Origin of the sequence: Vreelandella massiliensis, from assembly GCF_900155385.1 — a bacterium.
Lineage (GTDB): Bacteria > Pseudomonadota > Gammaproteobacteria > Pseudomonadales > Halomonadaceae > Vreelandella > Vreelandella massiliensis.
In genome coordinates this window covers 203905-227213 of the sequence record NZ_LT699745.1, presented here as the reverse complement: position 1 = coordinate 227213, position 23309 = coordinate 203905, and the positions used below count along the sequence as shown (strand labels likewise).

Here is a 23309-nt window from a genome sequence, read left to right as displayed (position 1 = left end):
TTTACAAAAAACGCAAAAAAACAGAACAGGAGACACCGCATGTCAACCTTACAAGGCAATCCAGCAAAAACACCGGGTGCGCGCTTTCGCGCGGCGCTAGAAGCTAATCGTCCGCTACCGATTCTGGGTACCATCAACGCTTACACCGCCATGATGGCGGAGCGCGTGGGCCACCAGGCGATTTATCTCTCCGGTGGCGGCGTGGCCAACGCCTCTTTCGGCCTACCGGATCTGGGCATGACCACCATGAACGACGTGGTTGAAGACGCCCATCGCATCTGCGGCGCAACGGATGTCCCGCTGCTGGTCGATATCGATACCGGGTGGGGCGGCGCTTTCAACATCGCGCGTACGGTGAAAGAGATGCAGCGCGCAGGGGTGGCAGCGGTTCACCTGGAGGATCAGGTGGCACAGAAGCGCTGTGGCCATCGCCCCAATAAAGAGATTGTGTCCAAGCAGGAGATGGTCGATCGCATCAAGGCCGCCGCTGACGCACGCATTGACCCCGATTTCTATCTGATCGCGCGCACCGATGCGTTCCAGAAGGATGGCCTGGATGCCGCTATCGAGCGCTCACAGGCGTGCATCGAAGCGGGTGCCGACGCGATCTTCGCCGAAGCCGTGCATACCCTTGAAGACTATAAAGCGTTTTGCGAGCGCGTCGATGCGCCAATTCTGGCCAATATCACCGAGTTTGGCGCCACGCCGCTGTTCACTCAGCAAGAGTTGGGAGAAGTCGGCTGCCGCATGGTGCTCTATCCGCTCTCGGCGTTTCGCGCCATGAACGCCGCCGCGCTCAAGGTCTACCAGAGCGTTCTGGATAACGGTCACCAGAAAGACGTGATCGATATCATGCAAACCCGTGAAGAGCTCTACGACTTTTTGAACTACCACGACTTTGAGCAGAAACTGGATGCACTGTTCGCTGAAAAGGGCGGCAACTAATCCTCGTCGGTCACTGACACGACGCTAATCGCCACGACGCTAATAACAACGTATATCGCGTCTGCTGGCGCGATGATGAGATCACCGTTTGAAGGAGTACGTAACATGGCAGAGAAGAAAAACAGTGGTGCAGGTCTACGCGGTCAGAGCGCGGGAGAAACGGCTCTATGCACCGTGGGCAAGACCGGCTCAGGTTTGACCTACCGCGGCTTTGACATCAAAGAGTTGGCGGAAAAGGCCAAGTTTGAGGAAGTCGCTTATCTGCTGCTCAAGGGCAAGCTGCCCAATCAGGCCGAGCTAGACGCCTATATCACCAAGCTCAAGAGCCTGCGCGGCCTTCCGGATGCGCTCAAGGCCGTGCTTGAGCAGATTCCGAAAGACGCCCACCCGATGGATGTCATGCGCACCGGCGCGTCCATGCTGGGCAACCTGGAAACCGAGCAGAGCTTTGATGAACAGCAGGACGCGAGCGATCGCCTCGTCGCGGTGCTGCCGTCCATCATCTGCTACTGGTACCGCTTCTCGCATGAGGGCGTGCGCATTGAGACGGAAACCGATGACGAGTCGGTAGGCGCGCACTTCCTGCACCTGCTACGTGGCGAGGCGCCGAGCAAGTTGCACGCTGATGTGATGAACGTGTCGCTGATTCTCTACGCCGAGCACGAGTTCAACGCCTCGACGTTCACCGCGCGCGTATGTGCCTCCACGCTCTCTGATATGCACTCCTGCGTGACCGGTGCGATTGGTTCACTGCGCGGTCCGCTGCACGGTGGTGCCAACGAAGCGGCGATGGAGATGATCGAAGACTGGCAGTCGCCCGAAGAAGCCGAGCGCGAAATGATGGGCATGCTTGAGCGTAAAGAGAAGATCATGGGCTTTGGCCACGCGATCTATCGCACCTCCGACCCGCGCAACGAGATCATCAAGCAGTGGTCCAAAAAGCTTGCCGAAGATGTGGGCGATACCGTGCTCTACCCGGTGTCCGTGCGTTGCGAAGACGTTATGTGGCGCGAAAAGAAGCTGTTCTGTAACGCCGACTTCTTCCATGCCAGCGCCTATCACTTCATGGGCATTCCGACCAAGCTGTTCACGCCGATCTTTGTCTGCTCGCGCGTGACCGGCTGGGCCGCGCATGTCTTCGAGCAGCGTGCCAACAATCGCATTATTCGCCCGAGCGCCGACTATACCGGCCCTGAAAAGAGCGAATGGGTGCCGATCGAGCAGCGCGACTAATCCAGAAAAGTCGCTGCTTGCTCCTCCTCCCGGCGGCCAACAAATGCCGGGAGGCCACCCCTAACGTATCCTCTCGCCGTGAGTTTTCCGCAATGAACACCGAATACCGCAAACCTCTTCCCGGCACCGATCTGGATTACTTCGACGCGCGTGAGGCCGTCGACGATATCAAGGCGGGTGCCTATGCCACGCTTCCCTATACCTCGCGTATTCTGGCCGAACAGCTGGTGCGCCGCTGCGACCCGGAGATGCTTACCGATTCGCTCAAGCAGCTGATCGAGCGCAAGCGTGACTTGGACTTTCCCTGGTACCCAGCGCGCGTGGTGTGCCACGACATTCTGGGCCAGACCGCGCTGGTTGACCTGGCGGGTCTGCGCGACGCCATCGCCGAGAAGGGCGGTGACCCGGCTAAGGTCAACCCGGTGGTGCCCACCCAGCTAATCGTCGACCACTCGCTGGCGGTTGAGCACGCTGGCTTCGAAAAGGACGCCTTCGAGAAGAACCGCCAGGTCGAAGACCGCCGTAACGATGACCGCTTCCACTTCATCAACTGGACCAAGACCGCGTTCGAGAACGTCGACGTGATTCCGCCCGGCAACGGCATCATGCACCAGATCAATCTGGAGAAGATGTCGCCGGTGGTGCAGAAGCAAAACGGCGTGGCGTTCCCCGATACCTGTGTGGGTACCGATAGCCACACCCCGATGGTGGATGCGCTGGGCGTTATCTCGGTCGGTGTCGGGGGGCTTGAAGCCGAGAGCGTGATGCTCGGCCGTGCCTCGATGATGCGCCTGCCCGATATCGTCGGCGTCAAGCTGACCGGCAAGCTACAGCCGGGCGTGACCGGCACCGATATGGTGCTGGCGATTACCGAATTTTTGCGCGATGCCAAAGTGGTTGGCGCCTACCTGGAGTTCTTCGGTGAAGGCGCCGACAGCCTGACCGTGGGCGATCGCGCCACCATCTCTAACATGACCCCGGAGTATGGTGCTACCGCGGCGATGTTCTACATCGATGATCAAACCATCGATTACCTGAAGCTCACCGGTCGCGATGACGAGCAGGTTGATCTGGTCGAGAAGTACGCCAAGCACACCGGCCTTTGGGCGGATGATCTTAAAACCGCCGAGTATGAGCGCGTACTGGAGTTTGATCTCTCCAGCGTATCGCGCACTCTGGCCGGCCCCTCTAAACCGCACGCCAAGCTACCCACCAGCGAGCTTGCCAATCAAGGTATCGCCGTGGGGCTGGACAAGGCGCGCGAGGAGGAAGCCAAGGGCCTGATGCCCGATGGCGCGGTGATCATCGCCGCGATCACCAGCTGCACCAACACCTCCAACCCACGCAACATGGTGGCGGCGGGGCTGATCGCGCGCAACGCCAACAAATTGGGCCTGACGCGCAAGCCGTGGGTGAAGTCGTCGCTGGCGCCGGGGTCGAAAACCGTCAAGATGTACCTTGAAGACGCCGGCCTGATGAACGAGCTCGAAGACCTCGGCTTTGGCGTGGTGGCCTATGCGTGCACCACCTGCAACGGCATGTCCGGGGCGCTGGATCCGAAGATCCAGCAGGAGATCATCGACCGCGATCTCTACTCCACGGCCGTGCTCTCGGGCAACCGTAACTTTGACGGGCGCATTCACCCCTACGCCAAGCAGGCGTTTTTGGCCTCCCCGCCGCTCGTGGTGGCTTACGCTATCGCCGGTACCATCCGCTTTGATATCGAGAAGGATATCCTGGGTTACGACCCCGACGGCAACCCCGTGACGCTGAAAGATATCTGGCCGGCGGATGAAGAGATCGATGCGATCGTCAAAACCGCCGTCAAGCCGGAGCAGTTCCGTCAGACCTACATTCCGATGTTCGATCTGGACAAGAGCGCCGCGGCACAAACCAACCCGCTGTATGACTGGCGCGCGCAGAGCACCTACATTCGCCGTCCGCCGTACTGGGAAGGCAAAATGTCGGGCGAGCGCCACTTGAAAGGCATGCGCCCGCTGGCGATTCTGCCTGATAACATCACCACCGATCACCTGTCGCCATCCAATGCGATTCTGATGGATAGCGCGGCGGGCGAGTATCTGCACAAGATGGGCCTGCCGGAGGAGGACTTTAACTCCTACGCCACCCACCGCGGCGATCACCTTACCGCCCAACGCGCCACGCTCGCCAACCCGAAGCTGTTCAACGAAATGGTGCGCGACGAGAACGGTGAAGTGAAGCAGGGGTCGCTGGCGCGCGTTGAACCGGAAGGCAAGGTCACGCGCATGTGGGAGGCGATCGAGACCTACATGGAGCGCAAGCAGCCGCTGATTATCATCGCCGGCGCCGACTACGGCCAGGGCTCGTCGCGGGACTGGGCGGCCAAGGGCGTGGCACTCGCCGGTGTGGAAGCGATCGTCGCTGAAGGCTTTGAGCGCATCCACCGCACCAACTTGATCGGCATGGGCGTGATGCCGCTGCAGTTCCAGCCGGGTACCACGCGCCACACGCTGAACCTGGACGGTACCGAGGTGTTCGATGTGGAAGGAGCGCTGTCGCCGCGGGCGGAACTCACGCTGGTGATTCAGCGGAAAAACGGCGATGTCGAGCGTGTGCCGGTGATCTGCCGTCTGGATACCGCCGAGGAGGTCACCATCTACACCGCCGGTGGCGTTTTGCAGCGTTTTGCCCAGGACTTCTTGGAGTCCAGCGAAGCAACGCCTGCCTAACGCGGTACCTGTGTAGCGTGGATCACTCTCACCCGGCGCCTCGTGTGCCGGGTGTTTGTTATCTAATCCCTTTTTTTATAACACCTTGGAGTTTGGCTATGTCATCTGTTCCCCAGATTAAAATTCCCGCGACCTATATGCGCGGCGGGACCAGTAAAGGCGTTTTTTTCAAGCTTGATGACCTCCCTGAGACCGCACAAAAGCCGGGCGAGGCACGGGATAAACTGCTGCTACGAGTGATCGGCAGCCCCGATCCATACCAAAAGCAGATCGATGGCATGGGCGGGGCCACCTCAAGCACGAGCAAAACCGTGATTCTTTCCAAGAGCGAATCACCCGAGCATGACGTGGATTATCTGTTTGGCCAGGTCTCCATCGACAAGCCCTTTGTCGACTGGAGCGGCAACTGCGGCAACCTCTCGGCGGCGGTGGGGCCATTCGCGGTGAGCAACGGCTTGGTCGACCCGGCGCGCATCCCGCAAAATGGCGTCGTGGAAGTGCGTATCTGGCAGGTCAATATTCAAAAGACCATCGTGGCCAAAGTGCCCATCACCAACGGCGAAGTTCAGGAAACCGGGGATTTCGAGCTTGATGGGGTAACCTTCCCGGCGGCGGAAGTACCGGTAGCATTTATGGATCCGGCGGATGGCGAGGGCGCGATCTTCCCCACCGGTAACCTGGTCGATGATTTGGAAGTACCGGGGGTAGGGACGCTCAAAGCGACCATGATCAACGCCGGGATTCCTACGGTGTTCGTCAACGCCGAAGACATTGGCTACACCGGCGCCGAGCTTCAAGAAGCGATCAACGGTAATCCCGATGCACTGACCCGCTTTGAAACCATCCGCGCCTACGGTGCGCTCAAGATGGGGCTGATTAGCGATATCTCGGAAGCGGCCAACCGTCAGCATACGCCCAAGGTGGCGTTCGTGGCGAAACCCAAAAGCTACGTCGCCTCTAGCGGTAAAGAGGTCAATGCCGAGGAGGTGGATCTGCTGGTACGCGCGCTCTCCATGGGCAAGCTGCACCACGCCATGATGGGCACCGCTGCCGTTGCCATTGGCGCCGCCGCCGCGATCGAAGGCACGCTGGTGAATCTCGCCGCGGGCGGTGGCAAGCGCCATGCCGTGACCTTTGGCCACCCCTCCGGCAGCTTGCAGGTCGGCGCTGAAGCAAGCTTGATTGACGGCCGCTGGAACATTGATCAGGCGGTGATGAGCCGCAGTGCTCGCGTCCTGATGGAAGGCTTCGTGCGGGTGCCGGGCGATAGTTTTTAATCGAGTTTAATCGCTTTGAAAGCGGGCGGTTATTGGCGTGCCAGGCCTTAGCGCACCATACTGAAAACGAGAGCGCGAAGCCGATTCAACCTAATGACTTTTCATCAAACGACAAGGAGCCGTGCAATGACCGCTACGTCCGAGGTGAATGAACGTCCTGAGTACGACGTCGAGCTGCAAAAAATTGCCGATTACGTCCTCAACTTTGATACACCCTCGCCTGAGGCGCTGGATACCGCCCGTTACTGCTTGATGGATACGTTAGGGTGCGGGCTGCTGGCACTGCGTTTTCCCGAATGCACCAAGCACCTGGGGCCGCTGGTGGAGGGAACAACGGTACCCTTTGGTGCGCATGTGCCCGGTACGCCGTATCGGCTAGACCCGGTGAAAGCCGCCTGGGATATCGGCGCCATCGTGCGCTGGCTAGATTATAACGACACCTGGCTTGCCGCGGAGTGGGGGCACCCCTCCGATAACCTGGGGGCGATTTTAGCCGTCGCCGATCACCTTTCCCAGAAGCGCATGGCCAGCGGGGAGGCACCGCTGACCATGAACGATGTGCTGCATGCAATGATCATGGCGCACGAAATTCAAGGCGTGCTGGCACTAGAGAATAGCTTTAACCGCGTGGGGCTCGATCACGTGGTACTGGTCAAGGTGGCCTCAACCGCGGTGGCGGCGAAAATGATGGGCGCCAACCGCGAGCAAATGCTCTCAGCGCTCTCTCACGCCTTTGTTGACGGGCAGAGCCTGCGCACCTACCGCCATGCGCCCAACGCCGGTTCGCGTAAGAGCTGGGCGGCAGGAGATGCGACATCGCGGGCGGTACGCTTGGCGGATATCGCCATGCGCGGCGAAATGGGGATTCCCGGCGCGCTTACCGCACCTCAGTGGGGTTTTTATGACGTCCTGTTTAGCCATCGCAATAAAGATTTGGCGACGAAACCGGAAAGTGAACGGCGCTTTCGGTTTCAGCGCGACTTTGGCTGCTATGTGATGGAAAACATTCTGTTTAAAATTTCTTTTCCTGCGGAATTTCATGCCCAGACCGCATGCGAGGCGGCGATAACGCTTCATCCTCACGTGAAAGACCGTATTGACGATATTGAGCGAGTCGAGCTGACCACGCACGATTCGGCCATTCGGATTATTTCCAAAACTGGGCCGCTGGCAAATCCCGCCGACCGTGACCACTGCCTGCAGTACATGACGGCGGTACCGCTTATCTTTGGTGCGTTGACCGCGGAGCACTACGAGGATAGCTTCCACGCCGCCCACCCGGAGATCGATCAACTTCGCGAGAAGATGCAGGTCGTCGAGGATTCGGGTTATTCCGAGGCGTACTACGACCCGGATAAGCGCTCGATTGCCAACGCGGTTCAGGTATTTTTCACCGACGGCAGCGCGACCGATAAAGTCGAAGTCGAGTACCCGGTAGGGCACCGCCGCCGGCGCGAAGAGGGGCTGCCGCTACTGGTGGATAAGTTCGCCCACAATCTCGCCACGCGATTTCCTAAGCCACGCTGCGAGACGATTTTGGCCCAATGCGAAAACGCCGACACCTTGGGCGATATGCCGGTGCCGACGTTTATGCAGCAGTGGATCATCTAGGGTCGGTAATAATCGGGGCAGATCTCAAGCGTTAAAACGCCAGCTGATCACGCATCCGATCAATGGTTGCTGGGCCAATGCCGCTGACGCGCGCGAGATCTTCGGCGCTTGCGAATTCGCCGTTGCTATCGCGCTCTTCAATAATTGCGCTGGCCCGGCTGGGGCCAATGCCGGGAAGCTCGGCGAGGAGTTCCGCGTCGGCGGTATTCACGTTGATAGGTGCGACTTGCTGAGCCAATACCCCGCTTGAAAGCCCCAGGCTTACGCTCAATAGCAGTGCCGTTAATAATCCCTTAATGCGCATAAAAATCCCCTTAATGGCAAGTTGTCATTCATGTGGCTCTTTAAATTTAGTTGGGGCGGGTGGGTTTGCTGTAAGCGATTGACGCCAATCCGTGTAAGCCAATGACTATTTGTTTGTAGTGCAGGGCTTACAGCTTTTGTAGGGCTGATATACTGGATCGAAACCGTAACAGGCAATGGAGCCGTCGTGTGACCCCTCAATCTCCTCTTACTCAGTCTCCCCTCATTATCGCGCTGGATTACCCCTCTCTTGATGCGGCGCTCTGCATGGCCGACCAGCTCGACCCCGCCCGCTGCCGAGTGAAAGTGGGAAAAGAGCTATTTACCCGCAGCGGACCGGCAGTACTCGAGGCGCTGCACGGTCGCGGCTTCGAGGTATTTCTCGATCTTAAGTTTCATGATATTCCCAATACAGTAGCCGGCGCCGTACAGGCGGCCGCCGAGCAGGGGGTTTGGATGGTCAACGTCCATGCCGGCGGCGGACGAAAAATGATGCAAGCCGCCGCTGATCGCCTGCACGCCAATGGGCTTCAAACGCATTTGATCGCGGTCACCGTGCTGACCAGTATGGGAGCCGAGGATCTCAACGAGCTGGGTATTACGACCTCGCCGGCGCAGCACGTCGAGCGTTTGGCGCGCTTAGCGCAGGACAGCGGCATGGAGGGGGTGGTGTGCTCCGCGCAGGAAGCCAAAGCGCTGAGCGCCTGTTGCGGTAAAGGGTTTTTGAAAGTAACCCCGGGGATTCGGCCAAGCTTTGCCGCCGCAAACGATCAAGCGCGGATTATGTCACCCCGAGCGGCGATGGAGGCGGGAAGTACGCACCTTGTGATTGGGCGCCCGGTCACCGAGGCGCCAGACCCGATGGAAGCCTTGACGGCTATTGAGGCGGAACTCGCCGAGCACTAGGCGTGCGAGCTGTTACTCTCCCTCAACGCCGGTAATGGGCTCGACCGTGCCCCAGTGGCGGCAACTGGGGCACAGCCAATGTAGGCTGTCGGCACTAAAGCCGCAGCGCTGACAGCGGTGACGCGGTCGGTTTCTTAATAGTGCTTGGGTATGGTGCTTGAGAAGGAGTAAGCGACTATCGGGGTTTTCGCGACCGCTTAACTGCTGACTCTCTATATACAGATCAATAAGATGATCCAGCCCGCCTAGGCTGGGCGATTGATGCAAGTACCTCCCGGTTACCTCGATGGCACGCTCAACCCCATCGCGTTGGTGGATCACCTCGCTTAGGCTGACGATGACGCTAGTCAGCGGCGCTGTTTCAAGCAGGTCGAGCAAATACGCCTCAAATCCCGGCATATCATCGGCGCGCCAGTAGGCGCGCTTTAGCGTAGGAAGCATGGTGGGAATATGCGCCCGTGCTTGGTGTGGGATGGATTTAAGGCGCGCGATCGCATGGCGATAGTGACCGTTATCCATTTCGAGTTCAGCAAGACGCAAATTGGCGCGTACGCACTGCTCGTCTAATTGTAGGGCTTTTTTCAAATGGCGTTTGGCAAGGGCACGGCTGGCCTGACGTATCTCGTCTTCGGCCATTTCGCACAGCCAGTGCGCCGCTGGGCGGCGCAGCTGAGGCTGCTGTTTGAGCATAGGGAGGGCGAGGTCAAGGGCTTGCTGCCACGCTTTTTCACGCTCAAGCAGATCGATCAGTAAGCGTTTGGCCGTGATGCGGTGATCATCCTGCTGGGTGTGACCAATAACGGATTCCAGCAGACGCTGAGCGCGATCATGCACCCCCAGGGCGATAAAATCCCGAGCGAGTTCGAGTTGAACCTGCTCGTTTTGCGGTGCCGTCAGCGCCGGGCGAGCGAGTAAATTCTGGTGAATGCTCACGGCCTTGTCCGCTTCGCCGCGGGTACGGAAGAGTTTGCCTAGCGCGATATGGGTATCAACATTATCGCTGTTGACTTCCAGCGCACGAATAAAGGTGTGAATCGCTTCGTCGGGCTGCTCATTGAGCAGGTAGTTCAACCCGACGAAGTAGTCACGCGAGAGCGTGGGTGAGAGTGCCTGCCGCGTTGGCTTGTCGCGCTTTCGTGCTTGGCGGTAGCCCAACCCAAAGCCAATGGCAACGGCTGCCAACAGAACGCTTAGCAGCACGGCATCCATCATTTACGCCAGTTCCTTAAGCTCCTGGGTGCGCAGCCGGTCGAGCTCTTTTTGCTGTTGCTTGTTGTGGCGTTTTTCGCGTACCAGCCCCGCTTTGAGACGGGTATAAACGCCCAGCATTGCCAGCATGCCGACAATGACACCGACAGCTAAGCTTGCGAGCAGCCAAACGGAGAGCGATACCGGGGGAAGTTCAACCCAGATCAGGTTTAAGCCGATGGTTTGCTGGTTGTTAACGGCGAAAAGGATGCCCACCAACAGCACCACAAGCAAAATGATGGCTAAAATCAGCCCTTTGATCCAACGCATGTGAGTTTCCTAGTCTGTGACGTTTGCGGTCTCTATTGTGTATGACTCTTGGCTGCGCGTCACCACGCAGAAGGTCAAAGCGCACGCATTAATAGCCTAACGCACGGCTGGCATCGACCTGCTCGCGCAGCTCTTTGCCGGGTTTAAAGTGCGGAACGTACTTGCCGTCTAGCTCTACTGCTTCGCCGGTTTTGGGGTTACGCCCCGTGCGCGGCTCGCGAAAATGCAGCGAAAAACTACCAAAGCCGCGAATCTCGACGCGCCCCCCACCAGCAAGGGTGTCGGTGATATCGTCGAGTATGAGACGAACGGCGGTTTCCACTTCTTTGGCCGATAGCTCCGGCTGACGCATTGCAATTTGTTCGATTAGTTCAGACTTAGTCATCGGTTAGCTCCATGCGAACGTGATAGGCCGTGGCGCGTTTCGCAATCTCGTTGTGTGGCTCAGCATACTGTGCAGGGCGGTATAAAACAATTCGGGTAAAATAAACAGCCCAGATAAAACAATGCCGATAAAACAAGGTACTAGCGAAAAGCGGTTTCGCTCTTATAGCATAGGTGAGGGGCGCCGCTGGCGCGACTTTCATGCTCAGGTATACTGAGGTGACATTTCATTCACGCAGTGGGGCTTAAGTTGAGCGACGACACATCACACGAAGCGATCATGAGGAAACGGCTTTATTGGCACTCCCGCCGTGGTATGTGGGAGCTGGACCTGCTGCTGATTCCTTTTCTCCAGCAGCGTTACGATAGCCTAAGCGCGGAGGATCAGCTCGCCTTTCAGCAGTTAATAGAAGAAGAGGACCAGGACCTGTTTGCCTGGTTGATGCGCCGCGAATGGCCGAGTAACGCAACGCTTAGGCGCATTGTGAAGATGATTGTCGAGCATGCCGAGTCAACCGATAATTCTGCCTATCGGACCCTCTAACGGGAAGCGTGCCTGTGACACGGCGCTATGCGCGGGTGGCATTGCGTTAGCAGCCTGGCAATTGGAGCTTGCTGCGGCGTTAAGCCTAGGGCTTTTAGCGATAGTGTTCTGTGGGTGGCGCTGGCATCCGCCGGCGTCCCGCACGCTATGGGTCGAGGAGCGTGCCGGCGTTATACAGAGCCACTGGGTATATGACAGTGGCGATGTGGGCCACACGCAAATGTTACGTTGCGACTATCTGGGGCCACGCCTTATGCGTCTCAATGTGGGCGGCGAGCGTTTATGGCTGTGGCCGGATAGCGCGCCGTATGACGCCCAGCGAAAGCTTAGGCGGTTACTGCTCTATATCCCTGAGCGATAAGCGAGAAGGGCGCGGCGTTTCGGCGTGGTAAGGCCAGTCGGGAGAGTAGTGCAGCCCGCGCGACTCATGGCGCTGTTGCGCGGCCAGGACCGTCAAACGTGCAAGTCTCAGGCTATGCCACAAGCGGCGGCTTTCAGGATGCGTTATATCGGGATCTAAGCTGACTAATCGCGACGCAAGCGTGGCCAACTGATGCGATGCGGCCGCTAATCCCTCGATGTGTCTCACAATCGCGACATGTTGGCTCATGGTGGCGCGCAGCGTCGTGCGTAGCTGGTTTAAGGCGGTGCGATCGAGAGGAAAGTCCGCTTCGATATGGGAGATGGCCGGGCTAGACGGTGCCGATGTGGTGCCAGAAGAGGCGGTTAATAAGGCCTTGGCACAACTACGGGCAAACACCAAGCACTCCAGCAGTGAGTTGCTGGCCATTCGGTTGGCGCCATGCAGCCCGGTACAGGCGATTTCTCCAATGGCATAGAGGTTAGACACGCTGGTGGCGCCGCTTAAGTCGGTGGCGACGCCGCCGCAGCTATAGTGTGCCGCGGGAACAACCGGAATGGGCTCGCGAGTAATATCCATGCCGCGTGAGGCGCAATGCGCGAGAATCGTCGGGAAGTGATGGCGGATCGCGTCGGCACCTAAATGACGAATATCCAACCAAACGTGACCGAGCGAGCCTTGCTGGATTTGCGCGTCAATCGCGCGTGCGACAATATCCCTAGGCGCAAGCTCCGCGCGACTGTCTAAAGCGGGCATAAAGCGCTCGCCCGCCTCATTTAGCAGGTGCCCACCTTCGCCTCTTACCGCTTCACTGATAAGAAATGCCGGGCCATCGGGGTCGTAGAGGCAAGTCGGATGAAACTGTTGGAACTCCAGGTTCATCAGCGTCGCGCCCAGTGAAGCGGCCATCGTCATGCCTTCGCCGCTGCTTGGAGAGGGGGTGGTGGTGTGCTGATAGAGACCACTGGCGCCGCCGGTCGCCAGTACGGTGTGGTTTGCCAAAAGAGAGTGGGACTTGCCGCTAGCGTCGATGGCAAGGGCGCCACAGCAAGCACCATGGTCATCGGCTAATAGATCAATAACGGAAATATCGTCACGCTGGGTGATATTGCGGTGCGCCGATGCCAGGCGGCTAAGTGTCTCAACAACGGCTTTTCCCGTGGCGTCATCGGCGTGGATAATGCGCCGCGCGTTATGCCCGCCTTCGCGGGTTAAATGGTAGGCATAGCGGGCATCCGGCGTCGTATCGGGGGTAAACGGCACACCGCACTCAATGAGCCACTCAATCGCCGCTGGGCCGTTCTCTACCGTGAAGCGCACGGCGCGTTCATCGCACAGCCCGTCGCCGGCGATCAGCGTGTCTTGAACATGGGCTTCAAGGTTGTCGTCAGGCGAGAGTACTGCGGCGATGCCCCCTTGCGCCCAACGGCTGGCGCCCTGGTCATCTTGAGCGGGACGAACGAGCACAATATGAAAACGCTCTGCTAGCGTCAGCGCCAAGGTGAGGCCGGCGACGCCGCCGCCGATAATTAAAACGTCGGATTGAGACGCGCTCATGTAGCCGCTCCTATTGCGCCCGATGAATGGTCGTTTACATCATAGTCTCAATGCAAACAAACCCAAGAGGCAGCGCAGGCAAAAGGGTGGCGAGAGGCAGTAATACAAGAGGGTGCGCTACAGGAGGGGTGTATTCATGGTGCCCGGAGCCGGACTTGAACCGGCACGGGGTTGCCCCCGAGAGATTTTAAGTCTCTTGCGTCTACCAATTTCGCCATCCGGGCGGTGCAGCGAGAGGGTCGATGCACGAAAAAATGGAGGCTGGAGTCGGAATCGAACCGGCGTACACGGAGTTGCAGTCCGCTGCATAACCACTCTGCCATCCAGCCTCAAGGTCATTGGAGCGGGAAAGGAGATTCGAACTCCCGACCCTCGCCTTGGCAAGGCGATGCTCTACCACTGAGCTATTCCCGCTTGACTTGGGAGCGAATTATACGCGTTACGCCTGCCTTGTCAATGACTTAATCTCGTCGCTATAACGACCCTACATGGAACGGCTCAAATGCGGCCAAGCGGCTTTAAGGTATTGAATCATCGACCAAAGCGTGAGCGCGGCAGCGACAAAGAGGGTGGTGATGCCCAATATCGAGAGCGAGTGTCCCGGAGGGAAAGTGATCAAGATTAAAATGGCCACCATTTGTAGCGTGGTTTTGAGTTTGCCAATCCAGGATACCGCGACTGAACCGCGCTTGCCCATTTCAGCCATCCACTCCCGCAGCGCGGAAATCACGATCTCGCGGCCGATGATAACCAGCGCCGGTAGCGTGAGTAGCCAGGTGTCAAAGCGCTCGATAAGCAAGGCCAGCGCGATAGCTACCATCAGCTTGTCGGCCACCGGGTCGAGAAAAGCGCCAAACGGGGTTGACTGATTCCAGCGCCGCGCGAGGTAGCCGTCAAGCCAATCGGTTATCGAGGCGAGAGCAAAGAGACCGGCGGCAAGCGGCATACTCCAGCTAAAAGGCAGGTAAAACAGCACCACCAAAAGCGGAATAAAGGCGACTCTGATAAGCGTGAGGATATTGGGTATATTCATCGCAGGCTGCGATCCTTGCCGAAGACAAAAAGAAGGGCGATTGTGGCGCTATTCTATCCGCCTTAAGCGACAGCATCCATGCTCGGTGCCACTTTATCCGTGAAGCGCCTGATAAATCGTGTTAGCCAAGGCTTCACTTATGCCTGGTACGCGGGCGAGCTCCGACCGACTGGCTTTTTGCACGCCCTGTAAGCCGCCAAAAAAGCGCAATAACTCACGTCGCCGCTTGGGGCCAATGCCTTCAATCTCTTGAAGAGTCGAGGTGCGCCGCGCTTTGTCCCGCTGAGCGCGGTGACCGGCGATGGCAAAGCGGTGCGACTCATCGCGAATATGCTGAATTAAGTGCAGGGCGGGCGACGTTGAATCAAGCGCTAGCGGCTGCTCCGGCGTGGAGAGAAACAGCGTTTCCAGCCCTGCTTTGCGCGTGGTGCCTTTGGCCACCCCCAGCAGCGTGATCGTTTCAAGCCCTAAGCGCTCAAGCACGTCGCGCGCCATATTCAGCTGCCCTTTGCCGCCGTCGACGATGAGTATGTCCGGTGGCGTGGTTTCACCGCTTTTAACCCGCTTCAAGCGACGGGTGAGCGCTTGCTCCATCGCCGCATAGTCGTCACCGGCAGCGACGCCCTCAATTTTAAAGTGGCGATAGTCACTTTTGCGCGGACCGTTCTGATCAAACACCACGCAAGACGCCACGGTGGCCTCGCCATGGCTATGGCTGATATCAAAACACTCTAGGCGCTCGGGCATTTGCGCCAACCCAAGCGCTTGTTGTAGTGCCTCGAAGCGTGCGCTCATCTGCTGATGGCTGGCAAGCTTAGAGGCTAATTGTTGCTCGGCATTGGTGATGGCCAGCTGTTGCCACTGGGCGCGGTGGCCGCGCACCTGGTGGGTCACGCGAACGCGCTTGCCCGCCTGCTGGGAAAGCGCATCGGCAAGCAGCTCGCTATCGTCGAGCGCGATACTCGTAATCACCTCCGCCGGTACTTCGTGGGGCTGGCCTAGGTAGTATTGGCTAACCACCTCGGTCAGCAGGGTCGAGGGGGCAAAATCCAAGTCATTCTTGGGGGTGTGGTGGCGCGCGCCGAGCATGCGGCCGTCGCGAACGCTCAGGATGGAGACCGACAAGCCGCCGGGACGTTGGGCGAGGGCAAAAATGTCGGCTTCGCCGCGCTCGTTATCCACGAATTGACGCTGCTGTAGCTGGCGCAGCTGCTGAATCTGGTCGCGAAGGCGCGCCGCCTCCTCAAAATCGAGGGCTTGGCTTGCGGCTTCCATGGCGTCGGTTAGCGCTTGGGTAACGTGCTCGCTTTTCCCTTCTAGGCACATCACGGCGTGCTCGACGTCGCGCCGGTACTCCGGCTCAGAAATATACGCCACGCAGGGAGCGCTGCAGCGCTCGATTTGATACTGCAGGCAGGGGCGCGAGCGGTGAGCAAACACACTGTCTTCGCAGTTGCGGATACGAAAAATTTTCTGCATAAGCGCCAGGCTTTCCCGTACGGCGCCGCTGCTAGGGTACGGTCCTAGGTAGCGGCCGTCGTTGCGCCGCTGGCGGACGCGTTTGTACTCCAGGGCTGGATAGGGGTGGCGGTCGCTAACAAAAATAAAGGGGTAAGACTTATCGTCACGCAGCAGGATGTTATAAGGAGGGCGAAGCTCTTTGATCAGTGTCTGTTCAAGCAGCAGCGCTTCGGTTTCACTGCGGGTCACGGTCAGTTGAATATCCGCAATGCGGCTGACCATGGCCTGGGTTTTGGCGTTCAAGTTGCCACGAAAGTAGCTTGCCAGGCGAGCATTGAGGCGCTTCGCCTTGCCGACGTAAAGCGTGTTGCCACTCTCATCGAGCATGCGGTATACGCCCGGAGAGGCGCTTACCGTGGTTAAGAACTGCTTGGGATTAAAGCTCATCTATCGCCCATTTCTGCTGACGGGGTCTGTGCTAGGTCAGCAGTTTAACAGGTTTTTAGCGTGCTCTTTTTGCGATTACCCTTCGGCGCTTTCAAAGCCCTCCACCAGCCCGTGGCGCAGGGCAAGGTGCGTTAACTCCACGTCGGTCCCCACCCTGAGTTTATCGAACAGGCGGTAGCGGTAAGTATTGACCGTTTTGGGGCTTAGGTGCAGTCGGTCGGAGATATCCTGGACGCGCTGGCAGTTGACAATCATCAACGCGATTTGCAGTTCGCGATGGGAAAGCGGCGCAAAGGGGTTATCTTTGTGGGTGACATTGGACAGAGCAAGGCGCTGGGCGATCTCCTGGCTAATGTAGCGGTGGCCATGAAAGACCTGGCGAATAGCGTCGATCATCTCGGCGGGCTCGGCGCCCTTGCTCAAAAAGCCGGTTGCGCCGGCCTCTAGCATTTTCCGCGCGACGTTATCCTCCATGTGGGCGGTTAAGATCAGCACGCGAATGTCTTCCATGCCGCGGTGAAGGCGCCGAGTGGCCTCCAAACCGCCTATGCCGGGCATACGAATATCCATTAGCACCACGTCGGGCCGCAGCCGTCGACATTGGGCGACCGCGCTTTCGCCATCATTGACTTCACCCACAATGCGGATGTCGCTCTCTTGGTTAAGCAGGTGAGCAATGCTGGTTCTGACCAGATGATGATCATCGGCGATTAAAACGTTGATCAAGGGGGGCTCCTGCACATGGCTTCGGCGGTAGACGCTAAAATAGTGCCATAGGGTTTGGCAAAGGAGAATTAGCACTAAGGCGTTAGTGCTAAAAAACTTGACCGTGCTCAAGTAGCGACGTAATATCCTCGCCGCTGCCAAAGGCAGCGTCTTTTTAGGGGCCTTAGCTCAGCTGGGAGAGCGCGACACTGGCAGTGTCGAGGTCAGCGGTTCGATCCCGCTAGGCTCCACCATCTTCTCAAACCGCCCGATATCCTTTGCGATATCGGGCGGTTTTTTTTTGTTAGCTCACCTTGCCGAGTAGCAAAAACTCAATCAGCGCTTTCTGGGCGTGCAAGCGGTTGCCGGCTTCCTGCCAGACCACCGCGCGTGGGTCGTCAAGCAGCGTCTCGCTGATCTCTTCGCCGCGGTGGGCGGGCAGGCAGTGGAGGAACAGGACATCCTCCTTGGCTTGGTCGAGCATCGCTTCGGTGACCTGAAGGCCGGCGAAGTCGGCCTCGCGTTTCGCTTGCTCCTCCTCCTGCCCCATCGATGCCCAGACATCGGTGGTGATTAAGTCGACGTCTTTCACCGCCTCTTGTGGATCATGCGTCAGTGTGACGCGATCGCCGGCGGCGGCCATGATCTCGGCATTAGGCTCGTATCCTTTCGGGCAGCAAATGCGCAGGTTGAAATCGAACTGACGGGCCGCATTAATCCACGATTGGCACATGTTGTTGCCATCGCCGACCCAAACGGCCGTGCGCCCTTTTACGCTGCCGCGCAGCTCCGTCCAAGTCATGACATCGGCAAGTAACTGGCAGGGGTGGTAATCGTCGGTCAGGGCGTTGATAACGGGCACGTCGCTCGCAGCAGCGAACGCTTCTAGCCCGGCATGGGAGAAGGTGCGAATCATCACCGCGTCAACCATTTCAGACAGTACGCGAGCGGTATCGCCAATCGGCTCGCCGCGGCCGAGTTGGGTATCGCGCGGTGAGAGAAATAGCGCATGGCCACCAAAGTGGGCCATTGCGGTTTCAAACGATACCCGGGTGCGCGTGGAGGATTTTTCAAAAATCATCGCCAGCGTGCGGTTAGGGAGCGGGGTGTAGCTGGGCCCTTGCGCTTTTAGGTTGCTTTTGATGGTAATGGCGCGCGCAATGAGATAGTTCAGTTCGTCAGGGGTTAGGTCCAACAGGGTCAGGAAATGGCGTGCCGCCATGGTCGTTCTCCGCTCAAAAACTCTATCCTAGCGAGGCACCGGGGGATGCGCAACGCGCGCCGCATGGGTAGAATGGCCATCACGGCTAAGGCCCAGTAAAGCAGTCAAGTATTAAGGACGTAGTCAAATATTAGGCTGTCAATGAGATAACCGTCAGAAAACGAGGAGAGGGTATGAGCACCACGGTAGAGAACATTCAGCAGCAGATCAGCGAAAACCCGATTTTGATCTACATGAAAGGTACGCCACAGCTGCCGCAGTGCGGGTTTTCCGCGCAAACCGTTCAAGCGCTGATGAGCTGCGGTGAGCGCTTTGCGTTCGTCAACGTGCTGGATAATCCCGATATTCGCGCGGAACTGCCGAAAGTGGCTAACTGGCCGACCTTCCCGCAGCTGTGGGTAGAGGGCGAGCTCGTTGGCGGCTGCGACATCGTGATGGAAATGCATGGGAGCGGCGAACTGGAAAAGCTCGTCAAGGCCGCGGGTGAGCGGGCGAACAGCGCCGAAAACAGCGGTAACGCGTAAATAGCGTAACGCCTTCGCGTCTTCGGTTGGCGGGCTTACGCGCAGCCGCTAGAATGGCGGCTTTTACGTCGTTGCCATAGGCACTTCAGCTCGCCAAAGGAAATTCGCTCCATGAGCTATCAGGTTCTGGCCCGTAAGTGGCGGCCACGCACATTTCACGAGCTTGTGGGCCAGACCCATGTGCAGCGCGCGCTGGTCAATGCCCTTGATCAGGGGCGGCTGCACCACGCTTACCTCTTTACCGGTACGCGTGGCGTGGGGAAAACCACGCTCGCGCGCATACTTGCCAAATGCTTGAATTGCACGGCAAACGGTCGTGGCGATGAAGGGGTGACCTCGACGCCTTGCGGGCAGTGCGATAGCTGCCGAGCCATTGACGAGGGGCGTTTTGTTGACCTGATTGAAGTCGACGCCGCCTCGCGCACCAAAGTCGAAGACACCCGCGAACTGTTAGATAACGTACAGTATGCGCCGACGCAGGGGCGCTACAAGGTGTACCTCATCGACGAGGTACACATGCTCTCCACCAGTAGCTTTAACGCGCTGCTCAAGACCCTCGAAGAGCCACCCCCGCACGTCAAGTTCCTGTTGGCCACCACCGACCCGCAAAAACTTCCCCCCACGGTGCTGTCGCGCTGTTTGCAGTTCACGCTGAAACACATGCCGCCAGAGCGCGTGGTCGAGCACTTGCAGCACGTGCTCACATCGGAGGGCGTAGCGTACGAAGAGAGCGCGCTGTGGCTATTGGGTAAAGCGGCGGAAGGCTCCATGCGCGACGCCATGAGCCTGACCGATCAGGCCATTGCCTTTGGCCAAGGGGAAGTTCGCCACAGCGACGTAGCGGCCATGCTGGGAACGCTGGATCATCGCCACGTACTGGCGCTGGTGGAGGCGCTCGCCGATATCGATGTGGCGCGGCTTTTACGTGAGGTGTCGCAACTCTCTGAGCAGGGGCCCGATTTTGCCGCCGTACTGGACGATGTCACCGCGATTTTGCACCGTTTGGCGGTGGCGCAGATGGTGCCCGATGCGGTGGATAATAGCCACGGCGACCGCGATACAGTGCTGGCGTTGGCTTCGCGCTTTACCGCCGAAGACGTGCAGCTTTACTACCAAATCGGCATTCAAGGGCGTGGCGACATGGTGCATGCCCCGGATTTGCGCAGCGCGTTGGAAATGACGTTACTGCGGATGCTGGCGTTTCGCCCCCAAGGCGTTCCCAAGCCGCCGCAAACGCCATTGCCGCTGCAGCCGGTTTCTCGGGAGACACCTTCGCCGCAAGGCGTGCCAAATTCCGCAGCGGCAGCTAACCCGGAGCCGCCGGCACCCAGCGTAGCACCGAGCACACCCGAGCCGCCGCCCTGGGCCAATGATGACGCTGAGCCGCTGCCTGAGCCGGCGTCAGCGTTAGCGCCCGAGCTTGAGCCAAGCGCAACGCCTCAGCCAGCATTTGAGCCTGAATCGGAAGCACCGCCTGCCTCGCCCCTCAGCGTGCAGAGCGAAGCCCCCGAGCCAGCCGCTGCAGCGCAGTCAGGTGAACCCGGACGCTTGAACCATGCCGAATGGTTGGCGCTGTTTGATGCGTTGGGCCTTGGCGGGCTAACACGCAACTTGGCGGCCAACTGCCAGTGTGAAAGCGATGACGGCGACACGCTGACGCTACGCTTGGCGCCCAGCCAGGCCGCGATGCAGGCCGAGGTCCATCAAACCCGGATCGCCAAGGCATTAAGCGCCCAGGGCATTGAACGGAAGGTGACATTTCACGTCGAAGAGCTTGATCCCACGCAGGAGACACCGCATCAGCGCGAAGAGCGGCAAGCCCGGGAGCGTCACGCTCACGCGGTTGAGGCCCTCAGCGGTGACCCGCATATTCAGAAACTGGAGCAGGTGTTTGGGGCAAAGCTGATAGAATCCAGCGTTAAACCGGTGCATCCGTCTCGTTAACGCGCACCAAGCGCCCGACGGTTTCTCTCAACCTTATTTTCCAATTTGTTGTTTACACTGAACCTCAGATCGTCACAGATGGAGACACTGCCATGATGAAAGGTGGAATGGGCAACCTGATGAAGCAGGCCCAAGAGATGCAAGAAAAAATGCAGCGCGCCCAAGAAGAAGTTGCCAATGCGGAAGTCTTGGGCGAAGCGGGTGCCGGCATGGTGAAAGTGACCATGAACGGATGCCACGACGTGATCGATGTCGATATCGATGCAAGCGTCATGGAGGAAGACAAAGAGCTTTTAGAAGACTTGCTCGCGGCGGCAGTGAATGACGCGGTGCGTAAAGTTGAAATCAGCTCCAAGCAGAAGATGGAAGAAGCCACCTCGGGGCTCGATCTGCCGCCTGGTTTCAAAATGCCGTTTTAAGCGATGCGCTTCTCCCCCCTGGTTGAACAGCTCATGGAAGCGTTTCGTGTGCTTCCCGGCGTGGGGCCTAAAACGGCTCAACGCATGGCGATGCATCTGCTGGAGCGTGAGCGCAACGGCGGGCAACGGCTGGCGGCGACGATTGCGCAAGCGATCGAAGAGGTGGGGTATTGTCAGCGCTGCCGTCCCCTCCCCGAAGCCGAACTATGTGCCCTCTGCGAAAGCCCGCGCCGTGACGACACGCTCCTGTGTGTGGTGGAGTCTCCCGCCGATCAACTGGCGATCGAAGAGGCGGGTGGTTTTCAAGGGCGCTACTTCGTCCTGCATGGCCACCTGTCGCCCATTGATGGCATCGGGCCAGAGGCGATTGGCTTAGAACAGTTGGAGGCGTTGGTGGCCCGTGGTGAAGTAAAAGAGCTCGTGCTGGCGACCAACCCCACGGTGGAAGGGGAGGCGACCGCGCACTATATCGCTACGCAGCTTAACGATTACGGCGTACGTTTCTCGCGCCTAGCCTATGGCGTTCCCATGGGCGGTGAGCTTGAGTACGTCGATGGCGGTACGTTAAGCCGCGCCTTTAACGGCCGGCTGCCTTTTTCCAGCGACTAGTCCTTTAGAGTGACTGGTACTTTAGAGTGACTGGTACTTTAGAGCGAGTAGCACCTTAGTCTCGTGTCTTGCGAATAAGCGCTCGCGCGCACCGGATGCGTGCCTGCCAGCCACCCACTTACTTGGAAGTATTGCTTTTGTCTATTGCCTCGCCCTCCTATCACTGGATTGACACGCCGCAGGCGCTGGATGCCGCTTGTGAAAAGATGGCCGGTGCCGACGTTATCGCGCTGGATACCGAATTTTTTCGTGAGAGCTCCTTCTTCCCCGTGCCCGCGCTGATTCAGTTTGCCTGCGATGAAACGGCCTATCTGATTGACCCGCTTGTCACCGACTGCACGCCGGCGTTTAAAGCGCTATTGGAAAATGACGCGACTAAACTGCTGCACGCGAGCAGCGAGGATTTGGATGTCTTTCAGCGCTGGGCGGGGGTGTTACCCACGCCGTTGATCGATACGCAAATCGCTCAGGGGTTTCTTTCCGAGAACCCCGGCATGGGGTATCAGAAGCTCGTGGCATTCTGGACTGGCGAAACCTTGCCCAAAGAGGAGACCCGGTCCGATTGGCTAGAGCGCCCCTTGAGTGAAGCGCAGTGCCACTACGCTGCGCTGGATGTGATCTACCTGCTTAAGGTGTGGTCGCATCAAGCCGAGAAACTTGCCGCGCTTGGCCGTCTACACTGGGTGGAGCAGGAGTGCCAAGCAGTCGTGGCGCAGGCGCAAGAGGATAGCAGTGAGCAGTGGTTTACCCGCCAGCGTCAGTTGTGGCGTTTAACGCCCCGCCAGATAGATGCCTACCGGCGGATGACCACGTGGCGCGAAGGCGAAGCGCGTCGGCGCGATTTACCCCGCAACTGGCTGGTAAGCGATAAAGTCCTGTTCGCCATTGCTGACGCGATGCCGCAAAATCGCTTTGAGCTGGCTAACGTAGAGGGCGTTAAACCCTCGCTGGTAAAAAAAGAGGGTGATGCGCTCTTGGCGCTGGTCAAGCAGGCGCACATGTGCCCCGCGGACGCACTGCCCGCTGCTTGGCCCGACCCGGCGCGGCCGCCGTTCAAGCCGCTTTTCAAGGCGCTGAAAAAAGTGATTACCGCTCAAGCGGATGAGCTCGGCGTGGCACCGGAAGTGCTGATGCGCCGCCGCGATATTGAGCAGCTAGTGATGCAGTCCCTGGCCAATGAGCCGTTGTCGCTGCCGTCTGATTGGCGCGGAGAGTGCCTGAATCCATCGCTTATCCACGTTTTGCAAGAACACGTTTTGCAGGAAGAGACAAAATGACCGACATCACACCCGACCGCTTACTCTGTGAAGTGCTGAAAAGCGCTCGCAAAGAGGAGATGTATCTGTACGTGGATAAGCGCCACGGTATCGCCGATGTTCCCGAGGCGCTGATGGAGCGTTTTGGTAAGCCGGTGCCGGTGATGACGCTACTGCTCACGCCCGATAAACCCCTCGGGCGGGTGAAAGCAGCCGATATCATGGCGGCCATTCGCGAACAGGGTTTTTACTTCCAGATGCCGCCCGCCAAAGAGGCGTATCTGCTGGACCTTTACCGGGCGCCGACAGAAGCACGCTATTAATCGTTGTGCCTAATGC

Annotated in this window: 23 protein-coding genes and 4 tRNA genes; 15 read left to right on the top strand and 12 right to left on the bottom strand. The window is 58.6% G+C overall.

The window, feature by feature from the left end; genetic code table 11:
• Positions 1-39 precede the first annotated feature (39 nt).
• The 5 genes from prpB (at position 40) to BQ9846_RS05650 (ending at position 7777) form a co-directional block, all read left to right on the top strand.
• A complete protein-coding gene (gene prpB, locus BQ9846_RS05670; protein WP_075879661.1) occupies positions 40-945 on the top strand; it encodes a methylisocitrate lyase in 906 nt (301 codons plus the stop codon).
• A gap of 105 nt (positions 946-1050) precedes the next feature.
• A complete protein-coding gene (gene prpC / locus BQ9846_RS05665; RefSeq protein WP_075879660.1) occupies positions 1051-2178 on the top strand; it encodes a bifunctional 2-methylcitrate synthase/citrate synthase in 1128 nt (375 codons plus the stop codon).
• Positions 2179-2270: 92 nt separating this feature from the next.
• Positions 2271-4889, top strand: coding sequence for a Fe/S-dependent 2-methylisocitrate dehydratase AcnD (gene acnD / locus BQ9846_RS05660; protein WP_075879659.1), 2619 nt, complete (start codon positions 2271-2273; stop codon positions 4887-4889).
• Between the two features lie 98 nt (positions 4890-4987).
• On the top strand, positions 4988-6166 hold the full coding sequence (gene prpF, locus BQ9846_RS05655) for a 2-methylaconitate cis-trans isomerase PrpF (protein ID WP_075879658.1): 1179 nt from the start codon (positions 4988-4990) through the stop codon (positions 6164-6166).
• A gap of 126 nt (positions 6167-6292) precedes the next feature.
• Positions 6293-7777 (top strand): bifunctional 2-methylcitrate dehydratase/aconitate hydratase, encoded by a 1485-nt coding sequence (locus BQ9846_RS05650; RefSeq protein WP_075879657.1) that lies wholly within the window; start codon positions 6293-6295, stop codon positions 7775-7777.
• Positions 7778-7808: 31 nt separating this feature from the next.
• Here BQ9846_RS05650 and BQ9846_RS05645 read toward each other — a convergent pair whose 3' ends face one another.
• Positions 7809-8081: a ComEA family DNA-binding protein gene (locus BQ9846_RS05645; protein WP_075879656.1), complete on the bottom strand. Its 273-nt coding sequence runs from the start codon at positions 8079-8081 to the stop codon at positions 7809-7811.
• A 188-nt stretch (positions 8082-8269) separates the two neighbouring features.
• Between BQ9846_RS05645 and pyrF the strand changes: the two genes are divergently transcribed.
• Complete coding sequence (pyrF, locus tag BQ9846_RS05640) at positions 8270-8986, top strand: orotidine-5'-phosphate decarboxylase (RefSeq protein WP_075879655.1); 717 nt, start codon at positions 8270-8272, stop codon at positions 8984-8986.
• A 12-nt stretch (positions 8987-8998) separates the two neighbouring features.
• On the opposite strand, the gene lapB is transcribed toward pyrF, so the two are convergent.
• The 3 genes from lapB to BQ9846_RS05625 form a co-directional block, all read right to left on the bottom strand.
• On the bottom strand, positions 8999-10198 hold the full coding sequence (gene lapB, locus BQ9846_RS05635) for a lipopolysaccharide assembly protein LapB (protein WP_075879654.1): 1200 nt from the start codon (positions 10196-10198) through the stop codon (positions 8999-9001).
• Positions 10199-10504, bottom strand: coding sequence for a lipopolysaccharide assembly protein LapA domain-containing protein (locus tag BQ9846_RS05630; protein ID WP_075879653.1), 306 nt, complete (start codon positions 10502-10504; stop codon positions 10199-10201).
• 88 nt (positions 10505-10592) lie between these two features.
• Complete coding sequence (locus BQ9846_RS05625; RefSeq protein WP_075879652.1) at positions 10593-10889, bottom strand: integration host factor subunit beta; 297 nt, start codon at positions 10887-10889, stop codon at positions 10593-10595.
• A 249-nt stretch (positions 10890-11138) separates the two neighbouring features.
• On the opposite strand from BQ9846_RS05625, the gene BQ9846_RS05620 reads away from it, so the two are divergent.
• Together BQ9846_RS05620 and BQ9846_RS16475 are read left to right on the top strand one after the other, a co-directional pair.
• Positions 11139-11432, top strand: a complete 294-nt coding sequence (locus tag BQ9846_RS05620) for an FAD assembly factor SdhE (protein WP_075881656.1) — start codon at positions 11139-11141, stop codon at positions 11430-11432.
• Entirely contained in the window at positions 11392-11793 is a 402-nt protein-coding gene (locus BQ9846_RS16475) for a hypothetical protein (protein ID WP_159437908.1), read from the top strand. Before BQ9846_RS05620 ends, BQ9846_RS16475 begins: the two co-directional genes overlap by 41 nt.
• On the opposite strand, the gene nadB is transcribed toward BQ9846_RS16475, so the two are convergent.
• The 7 genes from nadB to uvrY form a co-directional block, all read right to left on the bottom strand.
• Positions 11767-13350 (bottom strand): L-aspartate oxidase, encoded by a 1584-nt coding sequence (nadB, locus tag BQ9846_RS05610; protein ID WP_075879651.1) that lies wholly within the window; start codon positions 13348-13350, stop codon positions 11767-11769. The genes BQ9846_RS16475 and nadB overlap by 27 nt on opposite strands.
• 137 nt (positions 13351-13487) lie before the next feature.
• Positions 13488-13574, bottom strand: a tRNA-Leu gene (locus BQ9846_RS05605).
• A gap of 31 nt (positions 13575-13605) precedes the next feature.
• Positions 13606-13679: transfer RNA gene (locus BQ9846_RS05600), tRNA-Cys, on the bottom strand.
• Between the two features lie 10 nt (positions 13680-13689).
• Positions 13690-13764, bottom strand: a tRNA-Gly gene (locus BQ9846_RS05595).
• A 70-nt stretch (positions 13765-13834) separates the two neighbouring features.
• Complete coding sequence (gene pgsA, locus BQ9846_RS05590) at positions 13835-14383, bottom strand: CDP-diacylglycerol--glycerol-3-phosphate 3-phosphatidyltransferase (RefSeq protein WP_075879650.1); 549 nt, start codon at positions 14381-14383, stop codon at positions 13835-13837.
• 93 nt (positions 14384-14476) lie between these two features.
• Complete coding sequence (uvrC, locus tag BQ9846_RS05585) at positions 14477-16291, bottom strand: excinuclease ABC subunit UvrC (RefSeq protein ID WP_075879649.1); 1815 nt, start codon at positions 16289-16291, stop codon at positions 14477-14479.
• 75 nt (positions 16292-16366) lie between these two features.
• Entirely contained in the window at positions 16367-17017 is a 651-nt protein-coding gene (uvrY, locus tag BQ9846_RS05580; RefSeq protein ID WP_075879648.1) for a UvrY/SirA/GacA family response regulator transcription factor, read from the bottom strand.
• Positions 17018-17174: 157 nt separating this feature from the next.
• Between uvrY and BQ9846_RS05575 the strand changes: the two genes are divergently transcribed.
• Positions 17175-17250 (top strand) — tRNA-Ala (locus BQ9846_RS05575).
• 50 nt (positions 17251-17300) lie between these two features.
• Here BQ9846_RS05575 and argF read toward each other — a convergent pair.
• Entirely contained in the window at positions 17301-18218 is a 918-nt protein-coding gene (gene argF, locus BQ9846_RS05570; protein WP_075879647.1) for an ornithine carbamoyltransferase, read from the bottom strand.
• Between the two features lie 173 nt (positions 18219-18391).
• On the opposite strand from argF, the gene grxD reads away from it, so the two are divergent.
• The 6 genes from grxD to BQ9846_RS05540 all read left to right on the top strand — a co-directional run bounded on the left by grxD (position 18392) and on the right by BQ9846_RS05540 (position 23293).
• Positions 18392-18742, top strand: a complete 351-nt coding sequence (gene grxD / locus BQ9846_RS05565; protein ID WP_075879646.1) for a Grx4 family monothiol glutaredoxin — start codon at positions 18392-18394, stop codon at positions 18740-18742.
• Positions 18743-18853: 111 nt separating this feature from the next.
• Entirely contained in the window at positions 18854-20686 is a 1833-nt protein-coding gene (dnaX, locus tag BQ9846_RS05560; protein WP_075879645.1) for a DNA polymerase III subunit gamma/tau, read from the top strand.
• A gap of 92 nt (positions 20687-20778) precedes the next feature.
• Positions 20779-21105, top strand: coding sequence for a YbaB/EbfC family nucleoid-associated protein (locus BQ9846_RS05555; protein ID WP_075879644.1), 327 nt, complete (start codon positions 20779-20781; stop codon positions 21103-21105).
• A 3-nt stretch (positions 21106-21108) separates the two neighbouring features.
• Positions 21109-21714, top strand: coding sequence for a recombination mediator RecR (gene recR, locus BQ9846_RS05550; protein WP_075879643.1), 606 nt, complete (start codon positions 21109-21111; stop codon positions 21712-21714).
• Positions 21715-21845: 131 nt separating this feature from the next.
• Positions 21846-22991: a ribonuclease D gene (gene rnd / locus BQ9846_RS05545; protein WP_328585372.1), complete on the top strand. Its 1146-nt coding sequence runs from the start codon at positions 21846-21848 to the stop codon at positions 22989-22991.
• Positions 22988-23293 (top strand): YcgL domain-containing protein, encoded by a 306-nt coding sequence (locus tag BQ9846_RS05540; protein ID WP_075879641.1) that lies wholly within the window; start codon positions 22988-22990, stop codon positions 23291-23293. The genes rnd and BQ9846_RS05540 overlap by 4 nt, the downstream gene beginning before the upstream one ends.
• Positions 23294-23309: the final 16 nt, after the last annotated feature.